The 19,092-nt window shown below is 52.1% G+C and carries 18 protein-coding genes; 4 read left to right on the forward strand and 14 right to left on the reverse strand.

Annotation, left to right across the window (positions count from 1 at the left end; translation table 11 throughout):
• Window positions 1-92 precede the first annotated feature (92 nt).
• Window positions 93-572, reverse strand: a complete 480-nt coding sequence (gene rlmH, locus KQJ23_RS17725) for a 23S rRNA (pseudouridine(1915)-N(3))-methyltransferase RlmH (protein WP_216480252.1) — start codon at window positions 570-572, stop codon at window positions 93-95.
• Window positions 573-915: 343 nt separating this feature from the next.
• On the opposite strand from rlmH, the gene KQJ23_RS17730 reads away from it, so the two are divergent.
• Entirely contained in the window at window positions 916-1,461 is a 546-nt protein-coding gene (locus KQJ23_RS17730; protein WP_249529871.1) for a hypothetical protein, read from the forward strand.
• Between the two features lie 118 nt (window positions 1,462-1,579).
• On the opposite strand, the gene KQJ23_RS17735 is transcribed toward KQJ23_RS17730, so the two are convergent.
• Window positions 1,580-3,325 (reverse strand): Imm51 family immunity protein, encoded by a 1,746-nt coding sequence (locus tag KQJ23_RS17735; RefSeq protein WP_346779424.1) that lies wholly within the window; start codon window positions 3,323-3,325, stop codon window positions 1,580-1,582.
• Window positions 3,326-3,604: 279 nt separating this feature from the next.
• On the opposite strand from KQJ23_RS17735, the gene KQJ23_RS17740 reads away from it, so the two are divergent.
• Together KQJ23_RS17740 and KQJ23_RS17745 are read left to right on the forward strand one after the other, a co-directional pair.
• Window positions 3,605-4,162, forward strand: a complete 558-nt coding sequence (locus KQJ23_RS17740) for a class I SAM-dependent methyltransferase (RefSeq protein ID WP_346779425.1) — start codon at window positions 3,605-3,607, stop codon at window positions 4,160-4,162.
• Window positions 4,163-4,278: 116 nt separating this feature from the next.
• Entirely contained in the window at window positions 4,279-5,601 is a 1,323-nt protein-coding gene (locus KQJ23_RS17745; RefSeq protein WP_216480317.1) for an MFS transporter, read from the forward strand.
• Between the two features lie 169 nt (window positions 5,602-5,770).
• Here the strand turns inward: KQJ23_RS17745 and KQJ23_RS17750 are convergent, their stop codons facing one another.
• Both KQJ23_RS17750 and KQJ23_RS17755 read right to left on the reverse strand, forming a co-directional pair.
• A complete protein-coding gene (locus KQJ23_RS17750; RefSeq protein ID WP_018750397.1) occupies window positions 5,771-5,938 on the reverse strand; it encodes a CxxH/CxxC protein in 168 nt (55 codons plus the stop codon).
• Between the two features lie 273 nt (window positions 5,939-6,211).
• Complete coding sequence (locus KQJ23_RS17755) at window positions 6,212-6,700, reverse strand: glutathione peroxidase (protein WP_216480254.1); 489 nt, start codon at window positions 6,698-6,700, stop codon at window positions 6,212-6,214.
• Between the two features lie 190 nt (window positions 6,701-6,890).
• Between KQJ23_RS17755 and KQJ23_RS17760 the strand changes: the two genes are divergently transcribed.
• On the forward strand, window positions 6,891-7,349 hold the full coding sequence (locus KQJ23_RS17760; protein WP_216480255.1) for a MarR family winged helix-turn-helix transcriptional regulator: 459 nt from the start codon (window positions 6,891-6,893) through the stop codon (window positions 7,347-7,349).
• A gap of 48 nt (window positions 7,350-7,397) precedes the next feature.
• Here the strand turns inward: KQJ23_RS17760 and gtfA are convergent, their stop codons facing one another.
• From gtfA to KQJ23_RS17810, 10 genes are all read right to left on the reverse strand, one after another.
• Window positions 7,398-8,867, reverse strand: a complete 1,470-nt coding sequence (gene gtfA, locus KQJ23_RS17765; RefSeq protein ID WP_216480256.1) for a sucrose phosphorylase — start codon at window positions 8,865-8,867, stop codon at window positions 7,398-7,400.
• 13 nt (window positions 8,868-8,880) lie between these two features.
• Entirely contained in the window at window positions 8,881-9,837 is a 957-nt protein-coding gene (locus tag KQJ23_RS17770; RefSeq protein WP_216480257.1) for a carbohydrate kinase family protein, read from the reverse strand.
• A gap of 40 nt (window positions 9,838-9,877) precedes the next feature.
• Window positions 9,878-10,726, reverse strand: a complete 849-nt coding sequence (locus KQJ23_RS17775; protein WP_216480258.1) for an AraC family transcriptional regulator — start codon at window positions 10,724-10,726, stop codon at window positions 9,878-9,880.
• Between the two features lie 116 nt (window positions 10,727-10,842).
• Entirely contained in the window at window positions 10,843-11,955 is a 1,113-nt protein-coding gene (locus tag KQJ23_RS17780) for a sialidase family protein (protein WP_216480259.1), read from the reverse strand.
• A 79-nt stretch (window positions 11,956-12,034) separates the two neighbouring features.
• A complete protein-coding gene (locus tag KQJ23_RS17785; protein ID WP_216480260.1) occupies window positions 12,035-12,907 on the reverse strand; it encodes a carbohydrate ABC transporter permease in 873 nt (290 codons plus the stop codon).
• A 15-nt stretch (window positions 12,908-12,922) separates the two neighbouring features.
• The gene (locus tag KQJ23_RS17790) at window positions 12,923-13,879 is read right to left on the reverse strand and encodes an ABC transporter permease (RefSeq protein WP_216480261.1); all 957 of its coding nucleotides are present in this window, start codon (window positions 13,877-13,879) and stop codon (window positions 12,923-12,925) included.
• 89 nt (window positions 13,880-13,968) lie between these two features.
• Window positions 13,969-15,546, reverse strand: a complete 1,578-nt coding sequence (locus KQJ23_RS17795; protein ID WP_216480262.1) for an extracellular solute-binding protein — start codon at window positions 15,544-15,546, stop codon at window positions 13,969-13,971.
• Between the two features lie 183 nt (window positions 15,547-15,729).
• The gene (gene dapA, locus KQJ23_RS17800) at window positions 15,730-16,626 is read right to left on the reverse strand and encodes a 4-hydroxy-tetrahydrodipicolinate synthase (RefSeq protein ID WP_249529872.1); all 897 of its coding nucleotides are present in this window, start codon (window positions 16,624-16,626) and stop codon (window positions 15,730-15,732) included.
• 62 nt (window positions 16,627-16,688) lie between these two features.
• Window positions 16,689-17,684, reverse strand: coding sequence for a 4-hydroxythreonine-4-phosphate dehydrogenase PdxA (gene pdxA, locus KQJ23_RS17805; protein WP_216480263.1), 996 nt, complete (start codon window positions 17,682-17,684; stop codon window positions 16,689-16,691).
• A complete protein-coding gene (locus KQJ23_RS17810; protein WP_216480264.1) occupies window positions 17,684-19,045 on the reverse strand; it encodes a four-carbon acid sugar kinase family protein in 1,362 nt (453 codons plus the stop codon). The genes pdxA and KQJ23_RS17810 overlap by 1 nt, the downstream gene beginning before the upstream one ends.
• Window positions 19,046-19,092: the final 47 nt, after the last annotated feature.

Consider the following 19,092-nt stretch of genomic DNA (forward strand, 5'->3'; position numbering starts at 1 on the left):
TTAGTCATCATTGTTTATGACTTTTGGGACAGCCTCTTTTCCCTTCCATAGAGCTTTTGCGGTAACAACAACATCAACTCTCCGCTTTACCACTACTTATGATACGGTTCCCCCCTAATAATCTTCACCACCCGATACACCTGCTCCACAAGCACCAGCCGCAGAAGCTGGTGCGGATAGGTGAAGCGGCCAAACGAGATCTTCAGGTTGGCGCGTTGAAGGACTTCATCGGACAGGCCTAAGCTGCCGCCGATGACAAAGGCGATCTGGCTGCGGCCATAGGTCGCTAGTTCTTCAATATGCTGGGCCAGCTTGTCCGACGTCCAGAGCTCGCCCTCAATGGCCGTTGCCACGACATACGTATCTGGCTTCAGGTGAGCCAGGATTCGCTCCCCCTCCCTACGCTTCACTTGCTCTTCCTCACTAGCGCTGAGTTGCTCGGGCGCCTTTTCATCAGGAACCTCCGTTAACGTCAGTTTGATGTAAGGGGTCAGCCTTTTCGCATATTCCGCAATCCCCTGGGTCAAATATTTCTCTTTCATCTTACCTACTGCAATAATTTGTATATTCAATGATTTGCACCACCATCATGTTCATTATGTATTCCCGCCACATATACCTCTAGCATATCACAAAACCGCCTTTTTCCTGCCTATAGTATAGTTCGCCAGAACCGCCCTAATACACAATTTAATCCCAACATAAACTATCAATTATATAAGTTTGTTCATGGATTCTCTTATCTGATGAATTTACAGTCCATGTTTAGTTTTTTTGTCTGGCGGTAAATAACCTGTATCACCCCTTTTTCCTGATAATGATCCGCTCCCCCATTAAGCTGTATCAGGATACATGGCTCTGTCATAGTCTTGTCTTTGTCTATGAATTACATTGAACACAACTGGAGGAAACCACATGACGAAACCTAAACCGATAATATTAATGGCTGCTTTAAGCGCCGTACTACTAATGAGCGCCTGTGGAAACAACTCACAAGCAGGCACCATGAACTCTAACAATCAACCCGAATCCAATGCGACAAATCAGGCGCAAGCAGGGAATAACAACACAGACTCATCCATTAACGTCCTTACAGACCCTGTCGGCTCTATCTCAGAGAATGATAGGACTAGTGAGGAGATCCTTATTGAGATTGATCAGACACCCAAGCCGATCGAGAACAAAGGCAGCTTTGATTTTCAAGTGAAGCAAATCCCCGAAGGCTACAGACTTCAGGAAATGCAGTGGTCATCCGAAAATAACAACACCGTCAATACGTTTGAAGAAGCGATCGAGCATGGACAAACTGGCGGAGACGGCTTCTATATCAGCGGTGACGGGCAGTTTATGGGGTTCTTCTATCCCGAAGAATTGAAGGGTGAGGCAGGTAAGGCCGCCTTCGTATTCGTGAATGAGGAAGATCAGGAATTGACTTGGGAAAAAGAAATTACGCTCAATTAAAATAGAAGTCACTCTTCAATCGCAAAAAAACAGCAAGTGTCATGAGCCACCTTGGGGAATTTCCCCCGGCCCTGACGCTTGCTGTTTAGTTTTTTATACGCCCAATAATGTAAGCTAATTAATCCAACTCCGCTCGCGAGAATAAATCGCGAATCAGCGCTTCATTCTCACAGGCTTGTTTGAAGCCAACGGCAAAGGCCTGAAGCGCCTCCCGATCGGAGGAATAAGCACAGAACATCGAGCCTTCCGGGTCGAAGCGGATGATGCCCTGCAGGTCGGGCATCTGCTCAGCCAGATACACAAATGCGAGCGACGCCCAATCATATCCGCTGCCCTCAAAACCTTCATCGGCCCGCGACGCAAACAATTCCGTCAAATACGTTCCAACCGGTAAGATGACCGACATCCCCCGCTCACCTTGATCCACCAGCTTAAACGGAGCGACATCCGTATCCTCTTCTTCCACCGCATTCCCTCCGGCCTCCAGCTCCAGACGAGCGATGATTTCCTTGCGCGCATCCTCTGTCAAGCTCAAAGTCCCATGATCCTTCTTAATCCAGCCCTCTTGCATGCGTTTATCGAGCCAGTCCGTAATCCAGGCAGGCGCATAGCCGCTTTGGCCAAATTCCCCGCCGAACGCGATCATCTTCGGATACATATCGAGGTATTCCTCCCGCGTAGGCCGCGGATAAGCATTTGTATACAGCCAGAACTGCACATCGTACATCAGCAGCGACAAGTCATCCGCATGGAAGGAGAAATGCCCCTTTTCCTCCACAATACGTGTACATACCGCCCGGATCTGCGATTCGAGCTGCTTAGCATCCACCATTTCCGCCTTGCCACACAGCTCCTCCAGCAAAGGCGAGAACTTACCTTCAGCCACCTTGCGCAAATCGTTCGCTTTATCCTCGATCGAGGTATCGTACTCCTCTTCGCTCACCAAGCCGCGAATAAAGGTCTCAAAATCCGGCGCCAAAAAAGTAATCTCATACTCTGACTCCTGATCCACATGGATCACCTCAGGTTCCCCATCCTTGCCACAACGGCGGTAATCCAGCATAACCACATCATGACCTGCCGAAGGACAGTCACAAATGACGACCCCGATGTCCGGATATCCCCAGTCCTCGATCATAAATCGGCTACCCATATCCCCGCAGAGCGATTCATCTTTATCCCGCCCGATTCCCATGATCGACGAGATCGCAATATGATCGTCAGCCCAAGAGGTAGAGATTTGTGTAGGGAAGCAGGTATTCTGAGGAATGCCCCCATTACGCTGTTTCATCAAAGCGATATACGAAGCTGGCAGCTTGTAGCCCAGCTCCTCCTCCACACTGGCAATCAATGCGTCGCTAGGCGGGTCCATCGTATATGTACTCTCGGCATAGCTGCCGTTATCCCAAAATTCAGACAAATCCAGACCCTCGAAGAGCGGCTTCGTTGGAGTCTGTTCTTTTCGCCGCAACGCCTGTTCCCGAATTTTCTCATTTTGCTGCTGACGATCAAGGCGTTCCCGACACCAGTCAAGCAGATTTCGTGAGTGCTCATCCTCCGGATCGAGCTCCAGTGCCTTGGTAAATGCCTGCACTCCTTCTTCAAATCTCCCCAGAAAATAATAAGAATACCCTGACCGGTAATGCCACGCGGGATCACTCTCCCCCTGCTCGGCAACTTGGGCAAATTGTGCCAGTGCATCCTCATAACGGCCTACATTGTTATAAGCACGGCCCAACTGACCAGCCATTTCATAATCTCTATCAGCAACAGGGATAGCTTCCAAAGCATCTACAATATTCTGGTGTTCATCTTCCTCATACCACTGTTCCAACTGCAGCCGCAACGCTTGATCCACTTTCATCTACCTCCTGAATAAAGACTTCACAAAAACGCTGTGACCACCACTGCAAGGGGACTGTAGCATGAAAAATGCTATATTTCACTTTGAAAAACAGTAATCACCATCAAGAATATGATATTGTACTGGCTCCTATCTATGCAATAGTTCTTGTCGATCACTCATTAGTTCTATAGCCCTTGTATTAATTTACTTCAATGATCCTTCTACATGGTCGTTTTCTTTAATGTGCTACAATATTTCTATGAAGAATAAAGCAACTCATGCCTTGAGGAGGATATTGTGTTACCTATTAAAATAGATATCATTGGGGCTGTATCCATGCTTGTGGCATTATGTGCCGGGCTGTCTATCCTTTATAAAGGATGGAGAAACGGGATTTCTCCCACTCCTGCTTCTGCGCCAGTTCGCCGTGCTGTAATCAAGGAAATTCGGCAATGGGACAATGCGGCCCCATGCTCTGTAGTCGAGGCCGGCTCAGGCTGGGGGAACCTTGCTGTTCTTTTGTCACAATATAAATCAAGTTGGTTGATTACGGGGATAGAGAACTCGTGGATTCCTTTATGGTTTTCACGTTTGCTGGCTAAGGTAAAGGCATCTAAAAATGTTCAATTTATATATGGTGATTTGTACAAATACAATTATAGAAAAGCAGATCTAATCATTTGCTATCTCTTTCCTGGTGCGATGAAGAGGCTAGACCCTATTTTTACAGAGCAGTTGTGTTCTGGAACAGCGATTATTAGTATATGCTTTGCTCTGCCTAATTGGCAGCCTGAGAAAGTGATTGTCTGTAGGGATATCTATAGAACAAAGGTTTATATTTATGAGGTAAAATGATTGTTTGCGCAGCCATGTTGGCCTGTATGAGAACGGGAGCACTGGCAGCAACTAAATTACAAGAGATCAGCGCTTATCTTAAGCCTGACCGTTCGGAAACGGAGACCCAACCTACCATGAAATCCTCGCCGATGTCCCGGCCTTTTTATTATCTGTGGACCACCCAGACTGCGGCCAATGCCGCAGACGTGCTCTACATTATGGCGCTCACCGTGCTGGTGCTGAACCAGACGAACTCGCTCGTATCTGCGGCGCTAATGCCCTTAATGCGCAGCTTCGCTCAAATGATCAGCGGTCTGATCGCACCATTGCTGATCAATCGCTTCAGGCTGCCTTCCTTACTTCTCTTATCACAATCTGGCCAGTTTCTGCTGTTCATCGTCCTTGCTGTCTATCTGCAACTACAAGGGAGCGATGCTTCCTTTATTCTTGTCTTTGCGCTCGTCTTTGTCATGTCCTTCCTTGATGGATGGACCGTACCGACCCGTAATGCGCTTGTGCCGCGGCTCGTTCCCACTGAGCAAAGCTTGCTCAAAGCCAATGGTCTCATCAGTGTCAGCGATCAGGTGGTGCAGTTTGCCGGCTGGGGACTGAGCGGTATCGTCGTCGCGATGCTCGGCCCGAGTCCGACACTGCTAGTGACAGCGGTGATCTATGGCTTGGCGGCGGCCTTTACATTGGGCGTGAAAGAACCGGCTGAGTACAATGACTCCGCAGCCCGCGCCACCGCTGCAAATTCCGGCATGTCTGATCCCACAGCGAACACCACCATTGGCTCTTCCAAGACTTCTGACACCGCCGGCTCTTCACGCTGGCACACGCTAACCGAAGGCTGGAAGACGATCTGGCGCATGCCGCGCCTCCGCCTGCTGACCTTCATGGACATCATCGACATGCTGGGCGGCTCGGTCTGGGTCGGCGCCTTCACGCTCGCCTTCGTGCAGACCGCGCTAGGGCAAGGCGAGGAATGGTGGGGCTTCATTAACGCCGCCTACTTTGCCGGAACAGTCAGCGGCGGACTGCTGGTGCTGGTGTTGGTGCGGACCATCGGCGACCGCTTCCTGTCGGCGATGCTGATCGGCATGGCAGGCTATGGCCTGCTTACTGCCGTGTATGCCGTCAACACCGAGCCTTACATCGCCCTCATTCTTGTGCTGTTGATGGGCCCGTTTGCCGAGCTGTCCATCGTCAACCGCCGCACGCTCATCCAGCGCAGTGTCGGCAAGCTGATGCTGCCCAAGGTACTGTCCGCTCAGGCCTCCTTGCTGCACCTGGTCTTCTGCATCTCGCTGCTGGGCATGGCCGGGCTGGCCGAATGGTTCGGTATCGTGAACCTTTACCTGCTCGCGGCCGTGCTAACCATGGTGGCCTTTATCGTAGGCGTGCTTGGCCGCCGGAGCTTCCGAACTCCCGCCGAGCAAGATACCGCAGCCAACTAATTTCCGTCAGCCTTCGCACACCATCCAAAAAAGCAGGGCAAGCCACAGCGCTTGTCCAGCTCTCTTTTTCCCAGCCTATCCAGTATTCATCAACAGCAAAAAGGCGGCCTCCGCCTCCAAAGGGGCAGACTACCGCCTATCATCACTTCATCGTCATTTTACGTCTGACTTACACCACCAAAAACCGTGCCTCGCAGTCGCATTCCTGGCACTTGACCGGTGGCTCCCAATCAATGAACTTCGTGTGCTCAAGATCCACCACGTCCGGGGCCTCCTCGAACTCGTCCACAAACATATCAATCGCCAGCTCCACATGATCCTTGCATACCACGTACATGCACAAAGCATCCTTTCCTCTACCGCTTCCGCGGCGCGCTTCTCGTATTCAGGTTGTCCTTTATCTGTTCTATCATACTCGGCGCAAAAAAGGAACCTGCTCCCTCGCTTCATCCCGCGAACATTTTCTTACAATTGCAGCAAAAAGAGGCCATACCCGGCACGATACCCCGGTATCGCCTCTCTGATTATAACTCTGACCCAAGGCCTAAAATAAACCCTATTAGTACGAGTTTAATAAGGCAACTTTTCACCACTGCGAAGGTGGCTCCTTCTACTTGCCTTCCGCCAGCAGCTTCTGAATGTGGACCTCGATCTTGGACGGCTCATCCGCCGGGGCGAACCGCTTCACTACCTTGCCCTCCTGGTCGATCAGGAACTTCGTGAAGTTCCACTTGACCGCCTTCGAGCCGAGCAGCCCCGGAGCCTCCTTCGTCAAATGCTTGAACAGCGGATGCGCTCCATCTCCGTTCACTTCAATCTTCTCATACAACGGGAAGGTTACGCCAAAATTCAACTCACAAGCGGAAGCGATATCCTCATTGTCTCCCGGCTCCTGATTCGCAAATTGACCGCACGGAAAGCCGAGCACCGCCAGCCCCCGATTGCCGTAATCCTCGTGAAGCTTCTGAAGTCCCTTGAACTGGGGAGCAAATCCACACTTGGTCGCCGTATTGACGATCAGCATCACCTGCCCCTTGTAAGTTGCCAGCGTCTGCTGTTCCCCGCGGATGGTGGTTACTTCGATATCATAAATTGACATGGTCCCATCTCCTTTACCGAATTAATTTCCCCTAATTAAATTGTATGCAATTTAATTTCCGAAGTCAAATATCCACTGCACCCTTTCACAGCACCTTCACTCCGCTTTGACCCCACCCCGGGCTCATGCTATAATTCGACCAAACAAATGAATTGCATCCAATTCAATCGCAGGCAGGTGAATCAACAACATGTCCGAGACCAACGACACAAGCATCTCACTCAAGCTCGACGATCAGCTCTGCTTCGCCTTCTACGCCTGCTCCCGGGGCATCATGAAGCTATACCGCCCGCTGCTGCAGGAGCTGGGACTGACCTATACTCAATATATTACCCTTCTGGCGCTATGGGAGCAGGATGCAGTCACCGTCAAGGAGCTTGGCAGCCGCCTGTTCCTCGATTCCGGGACACTGACGCCGCTGCTGAAGAAGCTCGAAGCCATGGGGCTGCTGAGCCGTACCCGCGATCCGAAGGACGAGCGCAACGTCATCATCACCCTGACTGGGAAAGGGCAGGAACTTCGGCACCAGGCTAAGGAGATTCCCTGCAAAATCTACCAGGATACCAAGATCAATCAGGAGGACGTCCAGGCACAGCTTGCCCATATCCGCGGCTTTCTCCATAAGCTTGAATCGGAGGATACGCTCTGAAGAAAGACAAAGCCACCGGCTAAGCCGGTGGCCTTTATATTCCCTTCACTACACTACGAATTGAGCCGTTGTCCCATCTGCCTCCACATAATCGATGACCGTCCGGTTCGTGCCCAGATCAAGCTGCAGCGTGCAGCGCAGATCTTCCTTAGTCCACTCCAGCCGGACCTCATGGCTTGCCGATTGCAGTACACGGAAATCACCGTTAAAGGCGTCGTATTCGTTGCGGAACCGGATCAGCGCAAGAAGGCGCTGGACCGCGCTTTTGCCAAGCGCCTGCTCGATTTCGCCTACACTGAAGTTTTGACGGTTGATCTCCCGACCTTCCCCTGTGCGGCGAACCCCTTCTTCATCATTCTCTCCCGCTAATAGTCCGACGTAATATACCTGCGGAATACCGGGAGCAAAGAACTGGATGGCACGGGCCGCCAGATAAGCATCATCATCGCTGTTCAGTACGGAATAATAGCTGCAGCGGATCTGGTGCACGTCGAATCCGTCCGCATCCTTATGCTCGTCAGAGACGATCAGGCTTAGATTGGAGCCGCGCTCCAGGCAGGTATCAACCAGCTTGCGCGCTGCTTTCGTGTCGATCAATCCGTCGAGATCAGGCTTGACGGGGATGCCGTCATGGCAGTCCAGCATCGTGAACTGCTTCGCAGGACGCGTGATCAGGTATTCCTTCAGCGCCTCCGCATTTTTATTAACGAGCGTATCCAGAATGCGGTAAGGCAGAATGAAATCGTAAATCCAGAAGCCGTGCTCGGCCAGCTTATATTGAATGCTGTAGTGAGCATGGACCTCAGGCAGCAGCTCGATATCAAGCGAATCGGCCAGCTCCTTGATCCAGTCCAGAAAGCCGTAAATTTCCGGTTCCACGAAGAAGCAGCTCGTGCCCAGCTTCTTGATGATATAGCCCACGGCATCCAGGCGTACGATCTTGACGTTGTTGTTACGGAAATTCTCGAAGATCTCGGTCAGCAGACGTTTTACCTGATCCGAATGAATATCGAGGTCGATCTGCTCGGAAGGATCGGTCTTCCCGAAGGTCGTCCACACTTTCTCCTCTTCCCCTGTCTCCTCAATCGTGAACGTGGAATACGGCAAGGGACGGCGGAGAAACATTTTATCGATGTCGGCTTGAACGGGTTGCCCGTCCTCCCAGACTTTATCGAGCGTCAGGAACAAATCCGCGTATGGGGAGCGTCTTCCCTGCTTGAGGAAGTCCTGAAAATACGCCGATTGCCGGGAAATATGATTGACCATCACATCCAGCAGCACATCATGCTTCGCCCCGATCGCTTTAATGTCTTTCCAGGAACCAAAGGCAGGCTCGATCTCGAAATAAGTAAGCGGAGCAAATCCCCGGTCTCCCGAGGAGGGAAATGGAGGAAGGATATGAATCCCGCCCTTGAAAATATCATGAAAATGCTCATCGAGCACCTTTCTTAATGTCTGCAGGCTCCCGCCCAGCGAGTCGGGATACGTAATCAGTTGTACTTGATTGTGAACAGCCATGACTCTCGCCCTCCTAGATTGGGTACTTCTCTTGGAATGTCCCAAGTGCCGGCAGCTCTACGACCGCCCCCGTATATTGCAGCTTGTACGCGCTGACCGCCAGCCCGAACTTCAGTGCCCGGCGAACCGGATACCCTTTAACAAGCGCCGCATAGAACCCGGACCAAAAGGCATCCCCGGCTCCCGTCGTATCCGTCACCTGCGTAGCCAGCGTCTCCAGCTTCATCGTCTCCCGCCCGTTCGAGACGAGCGCACCGTCCTTCCCTAGAGTCAGAATGACCAGCTTCACGCCGAGATCCAGAAACCGCTGAAGCTGATTCTCCGGCGTGTCTGCCCCGAACAGCCGCTCGGCATCGTCCTCGGACGGTTTGGCGATATCGACAAGGGGAAGAATCGACTTGATATACGCAATCCCGTCCTCTCCCTTCTCCCATAATGCCGGATGGTAATTGGGATCAAAGCAGACGAGCGTCCCGTTCTGGCGGGCGTCCCGGATCACTTGCTCCACGGCTGCTCTTACCGGCTGTCTGGACAGAGGCCAGCAGGAGAAATGGACGATCTTCGTCCGGAGCAGGGCTGTACGCAATTCCTCCGTGTAGGTGAGCCGGTAATCGGCCCCCCGATAGAAGATCGGAACCGGCGTGGACTTGCTCTTGGTCACGACCACCAGGCTGGTTGCTTCGTCCACCTGCTGTACGCAGCTTGTATCCATCCCGGCCCGGCTTAAATGCTCCACCAGAAATTGTCCAAGCCCGTCTCTTCCCACTGAGGAAGCGACAAGCGGGCGGATCCCCAGCCGCTTCGTGTTCATGGCGATATTTGCCGGCGAGCCTCCAAAATACCGGTGATAGGTGCCGTTCTCAAAGGAAGCGCCATAATCCTCTGATATCATATCCACCAGCAGTTCGCCGACCGTTAAAAGATCCAGATCCTTTTCTGCAAATTGCACACTATTCTCAAAACCAAACATGGGTATTCCCCCATTCATCTTCGATAGATACGCTCTCAACTCAGCGCCCCTGATTGTTTTTCTTGTAGGACATGGGAGAGGTTCCCGTTACATTTTTGAACAGCTTGGAGAAATAAAGTGAGTCCGTAATCCCGACAGAAGCCGAAATCTCCTGAATGTTGAGATCCGTCTCCTGGAGCAGCACCTTGGCATTCTGGATGCGGATTTTGCTGATATATTCCGGGATCGACATGCCGGTGATCCGCTTGAAGTAACGGGAAAGGTACGAACGGCTATAGTTGACGTGCTTGCACAGCATATCTACATCAATATGCATGTAATAATTTTGCTCGATAAAAAGAACGGCCTGCTGCACCACGCTCTCGGAGCCTGTACGCGTGCCGGACTCTCCGTAATGCTTGGCTCCCTGCTCCACCAGGTGAAAAATATGCAGTAGATAGCTGATGCATAACAGCTGTCCATCCCTTGCCTCCGGGAGCTCCTGAATCAGCAGCAGCATTTTGTTGATAATGGTAGGTGTCGTTATTCCCGCCAGGCAGCAATGGTTAATATCCAGCCCCATCAGGCTCAGATAGTAGGAAGCATGCTTGCCGTTGAAGGAGACCCACATGATTTCCCAAGGGTCTTCAGGATCGGCATAGTAAAAATGCTTCTCCCTGGGAATCAGGATAAACATATCTCCCTGCTTCAGCATCTTATTGACATGATCGCCCTGGGTTAAATAGCCCTTGCCGCTGAGGACAAAGACCATCTTATAGTTCTCAAGGATTCGCGGGCCTACAACATGGTCTTTGCCGCATTTCCGGTGACCCGCCCAGGTAATGAAGGGAGCCTGATCCATTTGTGTCTTTGTCGGTGAGTGAAAATGCTGTACGATATGATCTTCCATCTCTGCTTCACCCCAAAAGGTTCCGTAAATTTGATGCTCTCACTCTATCGCACCGTTTTTTCTTTGTCAATTGATAAGAAAAGCCCCAGAATGGGGCTGTGACGGGGCTAGTCCGGTTATTCGGCGCCGGTCACCCACTGCTCCGTGAAGGAGATGAACTTCATCGTGCGGCGGTTCCCGAAGGAATAGGCTGCATGCAGACTTCCGTCCGCAGCCTGCATGATGCAAGGATACTCGTAACGGCGGTTGCGGATCAGGTTCTTATGACCGCTGAAGCCTTCGCCGGTCTCAACATGACGCCGGTACGGCCACGTTCTGCCCTCGTCCTCTGAAATGGCTACCGTAACAGGGCAGCGCTCGAACGGCCAGACGGTAATATCCGGCTTGTCATTGAAGCGCAGATCATTATAGATAATAGCTAGCTTGCCGCTCGCCAGCTTAATGGCGGAAATGCTGGAGTTGTTGTTCGGCAGCTCGGTACGCACCGGCTCCGTCCAGGTCTCTCCGTTATCGTCCGATTTCGCAAAGTAGATATTATCGGCAGCGCGGCTGCGGAAGAGTCCGATCAGCTTGCCGGGGGACATCTCGATCACGTTGCAGTGTACACGGCCGCGGCTGCCGGGAACCTCGACGCTCCGCCATGTGGCGCCTTGATCGTCGGAGATGTTCATGACCGTAATATCGCTGCCGTTGCGGGTATCGTCATTGAAGCAGATCCAGTTCTCGAAGATCCATCTCCCGCTTGCGAGAACCTGAATCTTCTGGCGGCAGAACGAGCCCTCCCGCGGAAACATCACCTCGGCATCTCCCCAAGTATGCCCGTTATCCTTGGAGACCTTGCGGTAGATCTTGGAGGTGTACTGCAGGTTGAACTCCGGTGGCTCGTTAGCCGTACGGGCCCGCTGGGCCGTATACATCACCCATAGCTCCCCGTTTGGATGAAGGAACAGGGAAGGATTTTGCTCGCTGAAGCCGTTATCGTCTGAGATTCTCGTTGCAGGCGTCCAAGCGTCCGAGCCCGCGTTCAGGCGGGACATCACGATGCTGACATCGGAGTTCCCTTCATCCGAGCCGGCAAACCAGACGCAGAGCAGATCGCCATTCGGCAGCTCCTGCAGGTCGCAGGCATGGCTTGTCTCGAAATCACAGGGCAAAAGGGATTCTACCAAGCCGAGGCGGCGGTTGAAATAGAGCTTGCCGTCTTCGGTAAGGTCATTTAATTCGATCATCGGATTGTTTAACATAATGCGCTCCTTCTGTTCACAAATTGTGGGGGTATTCCGTCGGGTCCTTGCCGGCAACGCGGGCTTACTTCACGGAACCGATCAGAATCCCCTTCTTGAAGTACTTCTGCACAAATGGATAGACCAGTACAATCGGCATCATCGCGACGAAGATCGCAGCAGCCTTCAGGTTGCCCGGATTCAGCATCACGCCGTTCTGGATAATCGTTCGGAAGGCGGTATTCGAATCACCCGAGCTGATAACCAGCCTTTTCAGCATGACCTGAATCGTCTGCAGGTTGGGACTTTGCAAATAAATGAGCGGCATCAAGTATTGGTTCCAGATGAACACGGCATAGAAGACACCGATGGTGGCCAGGATCGGTTTGGAAATCGCAAGAAAGACCCGGCTCATAATCTGGAAATCGTTGGCGCCGTCAATTTTGGCGGCTTCTTCAAGCTCAGGCGGCAGGCCGTCCAGGAATGTTTTCGTAATAATCAGGAATTGCACGTTGATCGCATTGGGAATGATCATGACCAGCCAGTTGTCGACAAAGCCAAGCTTGTTCAGGACAATATAGGCCGGAATAATTCCCGCTTCAAATACCCAGGTGAATACGAACAGGCTCATGATCACAAAGCGGCCTTTAATTTGCTTCCGGGACAGCACATAAGCTGTCATATACGTAATCATAAGCGCAACGATCGTGCCGACCACCGTATAGATGCCCGAGTTCAAAAGCCCCCGGAAAATGCCCAGGTTCGAATTCGTCAAAATATATTGGTAAGCTTCAAGGTTGGGATTCTTCGGAAAGAACACGACGTCCCCTGAGGCGATGCTTCTTCCGTCACTGATGGAAAGAAAGAATATATAGAGGAAAGGATACGTGCAGACAAGAGCGACCAATAACAGAAATAGATTGTTGCAGATGTCGAACAGGCTGATCTTCGTTCTCATCGTCCTTCTCCTTTCTCAGAATAGTCGCGTATCGGAATATTTAGTGGACAGCTTGTTGGTGCCGACAACCAGAACATAGGCGACAACGGATTTCAGCAGGTTGACGGCCGTGCCGTAGCTGTATTCCGGGAATCCCGAGCTGGCGAAGGCCAGGCGGTACACATAAGTCTGAATAACGTCGGCGGTCTCATAAACACTTTGATTGTACATCAGCAAAATCCGGTCCAGATCGACCGTAAAGATGTTGCCCACGCTGATAATCAGCATGATGGCAATCGTCGGCTTAAGGGAAGGCAATGTAATGTGAAGCATTTGTTGAAAGCGGCTGGCGCCATCCAGCGAAGCCGATTCATAAACGGATGGATCAATAGCAGCCATGGCGGCAATGTACACGATCGCCGAATAGCCGAAGGTCTGCCAGACCTGAAGCAATACATAGTTGGTGCGGAACCATCCCGGCTCAGCCATGAAATAGATCGTATCCAGACCGAAGCGGGCCAGAATATCGTTAACCAGGCCGGTTGACGGCGAGAGTAACGTATACAGAATACTGACCATAACGGCCGATGAAATGAAATAAGGCAAAAAGCTCAGCGATTGCACGCTTCCTTTAATCCAGCGAACCCGAACCTCATTCAGCAGCAAGGCGAAAATGATCGGAACGGGGAACGTGAACAGAAGGGAATAGAAAGCCAGAAGGACCGTGTTTTTGACAAGGGTCCAAATATACGGGTCTTCAAAGATGCGCTGAAAATGGGCCAGACCGACAAAGGGACTCCCCAGCACCCCGCGAAAAGCACTGAAATCCTGAAATGCGATAATCATACCGCCCAGTGGAGCCAGTTTGAACAGGACCAAGCTGATCAAACCAGGCAGCAACATAAGCAGCAACAGCCTGTTTGTCTTCATATAGGTGAGAAAACGGCTTACCCATGTTTTCCGGGGAAGAGGCGTCATTTCACTTGTTATCATTTTCTCCACCACCAATTTTATCTGAATTGTACCCTGTATTTAGGAGCCGCGCCGTCCCTTGGGAGGATGGCGCGGCCTAATACTGCTGTTTATTTATACATGGCGTCGTAAGCTTCTTGCTGGAGGGCTACGATATCCTTATAACCAGCCGCCTCCATTTCCCCCAGGAAGGCATCCCATTCGCTCATTGCGCGTTTGCCGGTGACGAATTGCGTCACGCCTGAGGTAACGGCCTCATTAACCTTGGCGGAAAGATCGGCTAATTTCTTCGATTGATCCGCTGTATAAGTCACCTGTACGCCGGTCTTCAAGCTCTCGTCTGTGAACAGCTCAAGTGCTGCATTGCGTACAAGCTCGGTATTCCAGGAATAGAACGCGTCGTTGTCAATCGGCTTGACGAAGGTGAGACGGTCGTTCAGGAATGACCAGCGCGGTTCGCCTGCAGGCGTTGATTCCTGCTCGGAGAAGTCCACGATGTACTGCTTCTGTCCGCCTTCTTCTTTGTAGCTTTCGCCTTCTACGCCCCAGGATACCAGGGTCTGTCCTTCCTCGGAATAGAGGTAATCCAGGAACTTGATAATCGTTTCGGCCTTGTCTTTACTATCTGCATTAACAACCATTGCTCTCAAGGTGTTGTACTGGGTCTCTGTCGTCTGAACGGAAGGATTGCCGTTCAGGTCCTTCAGATAAGGCAGGATGGCAATATTATAGTCCGGATCGTTCTCCGGTCCGCCGTTATCCATGAACCATGATGGACGAGTCAGGTAATCGTAGCTGAGGGAGCCTTGTCCGGTCAGCATCTTCGATTCCCAGCTTTCCTCTGTGCCGGAGCCTGCTACCCATTCCGGATCGATCAAGCCTTCATCATAAAGTGTTTTGTACCATTCCACCATTTTCTTGTAGCCCTCGGAATACAGATCCGTGCCTGTTTTGCCGTTGCCGTACACGCCTCTGGATACGCCGTCATCATAATTAGCGGCTGCATTGAACGCGCTCTGGAAGCGGATGTAGCCTTCACGGCCGACCATCGGATAGTAGTTCTTATCATCCTTCCCATAATGCGCTTTCAATTTGCGCATGGCATCGGTCAACTCTTCGATCGTCTGCGGCACTTCGGTAATACCGGCCTTCTCAAAATGATCGGCGCGATAGAAGATAAAGTCTGCAAAGCGTGGAGCTTCGGCAACCAATCCGAAGATTTGTCCGTCATCGTCGGTAATTAACGTCTTATAGGTTGGGTTCGCTTCAATATAGCTCTTGATATTAGGTCCGAATTCATCAATGTAAGGAGCCAAATCGACGAATGCGCCTTGGGCACCGTATACGGTAGCCTGCGACACAGAAACAATGCCCGAGTCAGGGAAGGTGCGGCTAATAATCTTCTGGTCGACGGAAGCATAGTACTCGTCGTCATTGGATCCGCCGGGAACAAATTCGACGGTCGTGCCAGTCGCCTCTTCTACGTAGGGATACCACTTGTCCTCATGCAGCCAGTTAATAAATTTATCGTGCATCAAATAAGAAAAGCTGCTGCTGGTTCCTTTCGCATTCCCATTCCCGTTGTCTGTAGTGTTCGTGTCGGCCTTTTGCGACGAGCAACCGGCCAGTACGCTCCCTGCCGTAAGCAAGGCGGCGAAGACCAAATAAAACGCTTTCTTTTTTCTCACCTTGTGTTCCCCCTTATACTGTAATTTGAAATACTAGGAGTCTTTCTATAATTAGTATCTCACGACCGAAGTAGAATATTAATGCAAAAATAGCTATAACTCATGGAAAATTGCGCACAATGTCTTTTTTGTGCTACCTATTTTAAAAATAAGTTGCAAATTGCAATACATTTCACAAAATATTTACAGTAAGCCTCTTTCAACGTACCCGGTCACCATCCGGCGCACTTCCTCCAGCGCCTGAGGTGTTAACGGAGCCACAGGCCGCCGGGCCGGACCAGCCGATAAACCGATCTCATCCAGCACCGCTTTCAGTACGGAAGGCAAGGTGCCCAGCGAGAAGGATGCGCGCAAATCCCGGAGGACGCGCTGCGCTTGCTCTGCCTGCTCATATTGACCGGCGCGCCAATGCTCATAAATCGCCACCACTGTAGACGGAAAAATGTTGGCCGTTGCGGCAATAGCCCCCGTGCCTCCCGCCATGAGCGTAGACAAGATGAGCGAATCCGTTCCGGCAAGCACGGAGAAGGATTTCGGCGTACGATCGATCAATTGCAAAATGTTATCGAAGCTGCCGCTGCTGTCCTTGATGCCAACTACATTCGGCAACTCCGCCAGCTTGGCCACTGTCTGCACGCTAAGCGTGTTGCCTGTACGGGCAGGAATCGTATATAGCACGATAGGCAGTGAGGTATCTCCCGCTACGGCTTCAAAGTGGTATTGCAGCTCCGGCTGTGTGTAGGTCAGAAAATAAGGCGTAATCACGGAGAGCGCATCGACTCCAGCATGCTCCAGCCTTTGCGCAAGACGGCGCGTCTCGCCTGTTCCGGCACAGCCTGCCCCGGCATATACGGGTACGCGGCCGCGGGTCTCATCGACGACGATTTGCGCTACTGCCAGCTTTTCTTCAAAAGATAGATTAAAGAATTCGCCATTCGTCCCCAGGCAAAATAGTCCGTGCACTCCAGCTTCAATATAACGGTTCACCATCTCCCGCAGTGCCTTCTCGTTAATGTCCTCCCGCTGATCCAGCGGAGTGACCATTGCAGGTATGATTCCCTTCACTTCCAGCATTATCATCAGCCCTCTCCTGTTATTTCATACATCCTCAACATCAAAGACCCCGCGGCCTGTCTGCACACTTACTTTGGGGCAAGCTCCACCGCGGAGCGAATCGCCTCCAGCATGCTTCTTTCATCGGCAATACCCTTGCCTGCAATATCAAATGCGGTACCGTGATCGACAGAGGTGCGGATGATGCCGCCCTTCAAGCCCACGGTGATATTCACGCCAGCCTCAATGCCAAGCACCTTGACCGGCGTATGCCCCTGATCATGATAGCAGGCCACGACGATATCGAAATCTCCCCGCATGGCTCTGTAAAAGAGGGTATCGGCCGGCGCCGGACCAAAAACACTCAACCCTTCCGCCTGCGCTTTCTCTACGGCAGGAACCAGCTTCTCTTCTTCCTCCCCGTTGCCGAACAAACCGCTTTCGCCTGCATGGGGATTGATCCCGCACAGCGCGATGCGCGGATTGGCATTCCCCGCTGTTCGCAGCACTTGATCCGCGAGCTTCAATACCTTGTACGTCCGCTCCGGCGTAATCAGCTCTACAGCCTTAATCAACCCGACATGCGTCGTCAAGTGAATCACCTTGAGACGGTCCGTGGACAGCATCATCGAGAAATCCTCCGTCTCGGTCAGCTTGGCCAAAATCTCGGTATGCCCGGGATAGAGATGTCCTCCCTTATGCAGAGCTTCCTTATTCAGCGGTGCGGTACAGATTGCCCGGACCTCGCCAGCCTTCGCCAGCTCAACGGCCTTGGCAATATAATGGAACGCTGCATTTCCCGCCGCAGCTGACAATTGCCCGAAAGGCACCGCTTCCGGCAGAAGCTTCAGGTCGATGCAATCGATGCTGCCTTGCTCGAACAGCGCGTCCTTGACTCCCGCTATAGAGCGAATAGTTAGCTCACCCAGGCCGGAGACGGCGGCTGCCCGCTTCAAGCTTGCCAGATCGCCGATGACAACCGGCTGGCATATCTCGTAAACATCCGGGTGCGTTAACGCCTTCACAATAATCTCGGGTCCAATACCGGCCGCATCCCCCATAGTAATGGCAATAATCGGCTTCATTATGTCACACCTTTCTGTAGTGCATTCACGGAGCGCACCAGAACCTGATCGCTTCCGAAGGCCCCTGCTTTCGTAATAATATATCTGCCGGCTTCCCCCGGTGTCCGCCCAAGCGGAACCCCGTTCTCCACCTCATCTATGAGCTTGATCTCTACATCGCTTAAATGGCGGCAAACCTGCTTCGCGGTATCTCCTCCGGTCAGCACCATATGGCGGATTCCGCACTCGGTGATAATATCAGCAGCTAACCGGCCAAGCTCTTCGCTGATGCGCTCGCTTACCTCAGTTGCGCTCAGTCCGTTGTCATCCCCCAGCTTGCGGACCCGTTCGACCTCGTCCAGATCGCCCGACGTATAGAGTGCCACATGTTTTCCCTTCCGGGAGATGACATCGATGGCAAGCTCCCGGATCCGGTCCAGTTCCATCCGGTATGAGCTTGGGAAGAGCAGCTTAGCAGATTCCACAACGATCGCATGCACACTGTCTTCCTTCACCAGCTCGGTAAGCTGGCGCCGCGACCAAGGGTTGACGCTGCCGACGACAATAATCACACTATTCGAATGGTAATACAAGGTATTTTGAATAGGTGCTGCTTCCATTGGGAGAGATTTCTCCAGGACAACACCTGCTTGCTCCGAGGCCTCTCTCATGCTGCGGAGAACTTGCGCCGTCAGAGCGCCTGCCAAACCCGCGGACCCGGCCCATACCACCTTCGGGCCTCCAGGTTCAACGGGAAACAAAGAAGCGATCAAGTTCAAATCCTCTTCATGCTCCGCATCGAACACCAGATAGGGAATGCCGGATTGGCGATGCTTCGCAATCTGCTCATCCAACAGAGCCCGCTCTCCTCGTAACAGTTCCAGCGAAATAAAGGCTGCTGGATAACGGCTTTGCCGCTCCAGAATGGCTGAGAAGGCCGACTCCGTTGCCGGGTGCTTGGGATCATGAGCCATTTCCGTCTCGTGCAGCGGCCTCCCATTTACGTACATAATTCCATCCGTCAGCTTGCGGCCGGCTCCGGGAAAAGAAGGGGCGATAACGATAAAGTCAGGCTGCAGCGTGTCATAGACGGCGTCCAGCTCGCTCCCGATATTTCCGCGAAGCGTAGAATCAAACTTTTTATAAATGACAGGCGGGGAAGCTTCCCCTCCGTGTCCCAGAAACAAGCATACATCCTTGACTTTCTGATAAGCCTCCAGGGGTGGAAGGGAGCGGCTATCGGTATCAAACACAACCGCCTCCTGTTTCCCGCCGCCCGTCTTCAGCTCAAGCAGTACAGAAGTGGACAAGCCCTGCCGGGCCATTTGCACCCCCGTATCGTTCGCCCCGGTCAAATCATCCGCGATGACGGCGATGTTCATTTTCTAACCCCCCTCCATACAACAGCAACCACACAAATACTACAGAA

Source organism: Paenibacillus brevis (assembly GCF_018919145.1).
In the GTDB taxonomy this organism is placed as follows: domain Bacteria; phylum Bacillota; class Bacilli; order Paenibacillales; family Paenibacillaceae; genus Fontibacillus; species Fontibacillus brevis.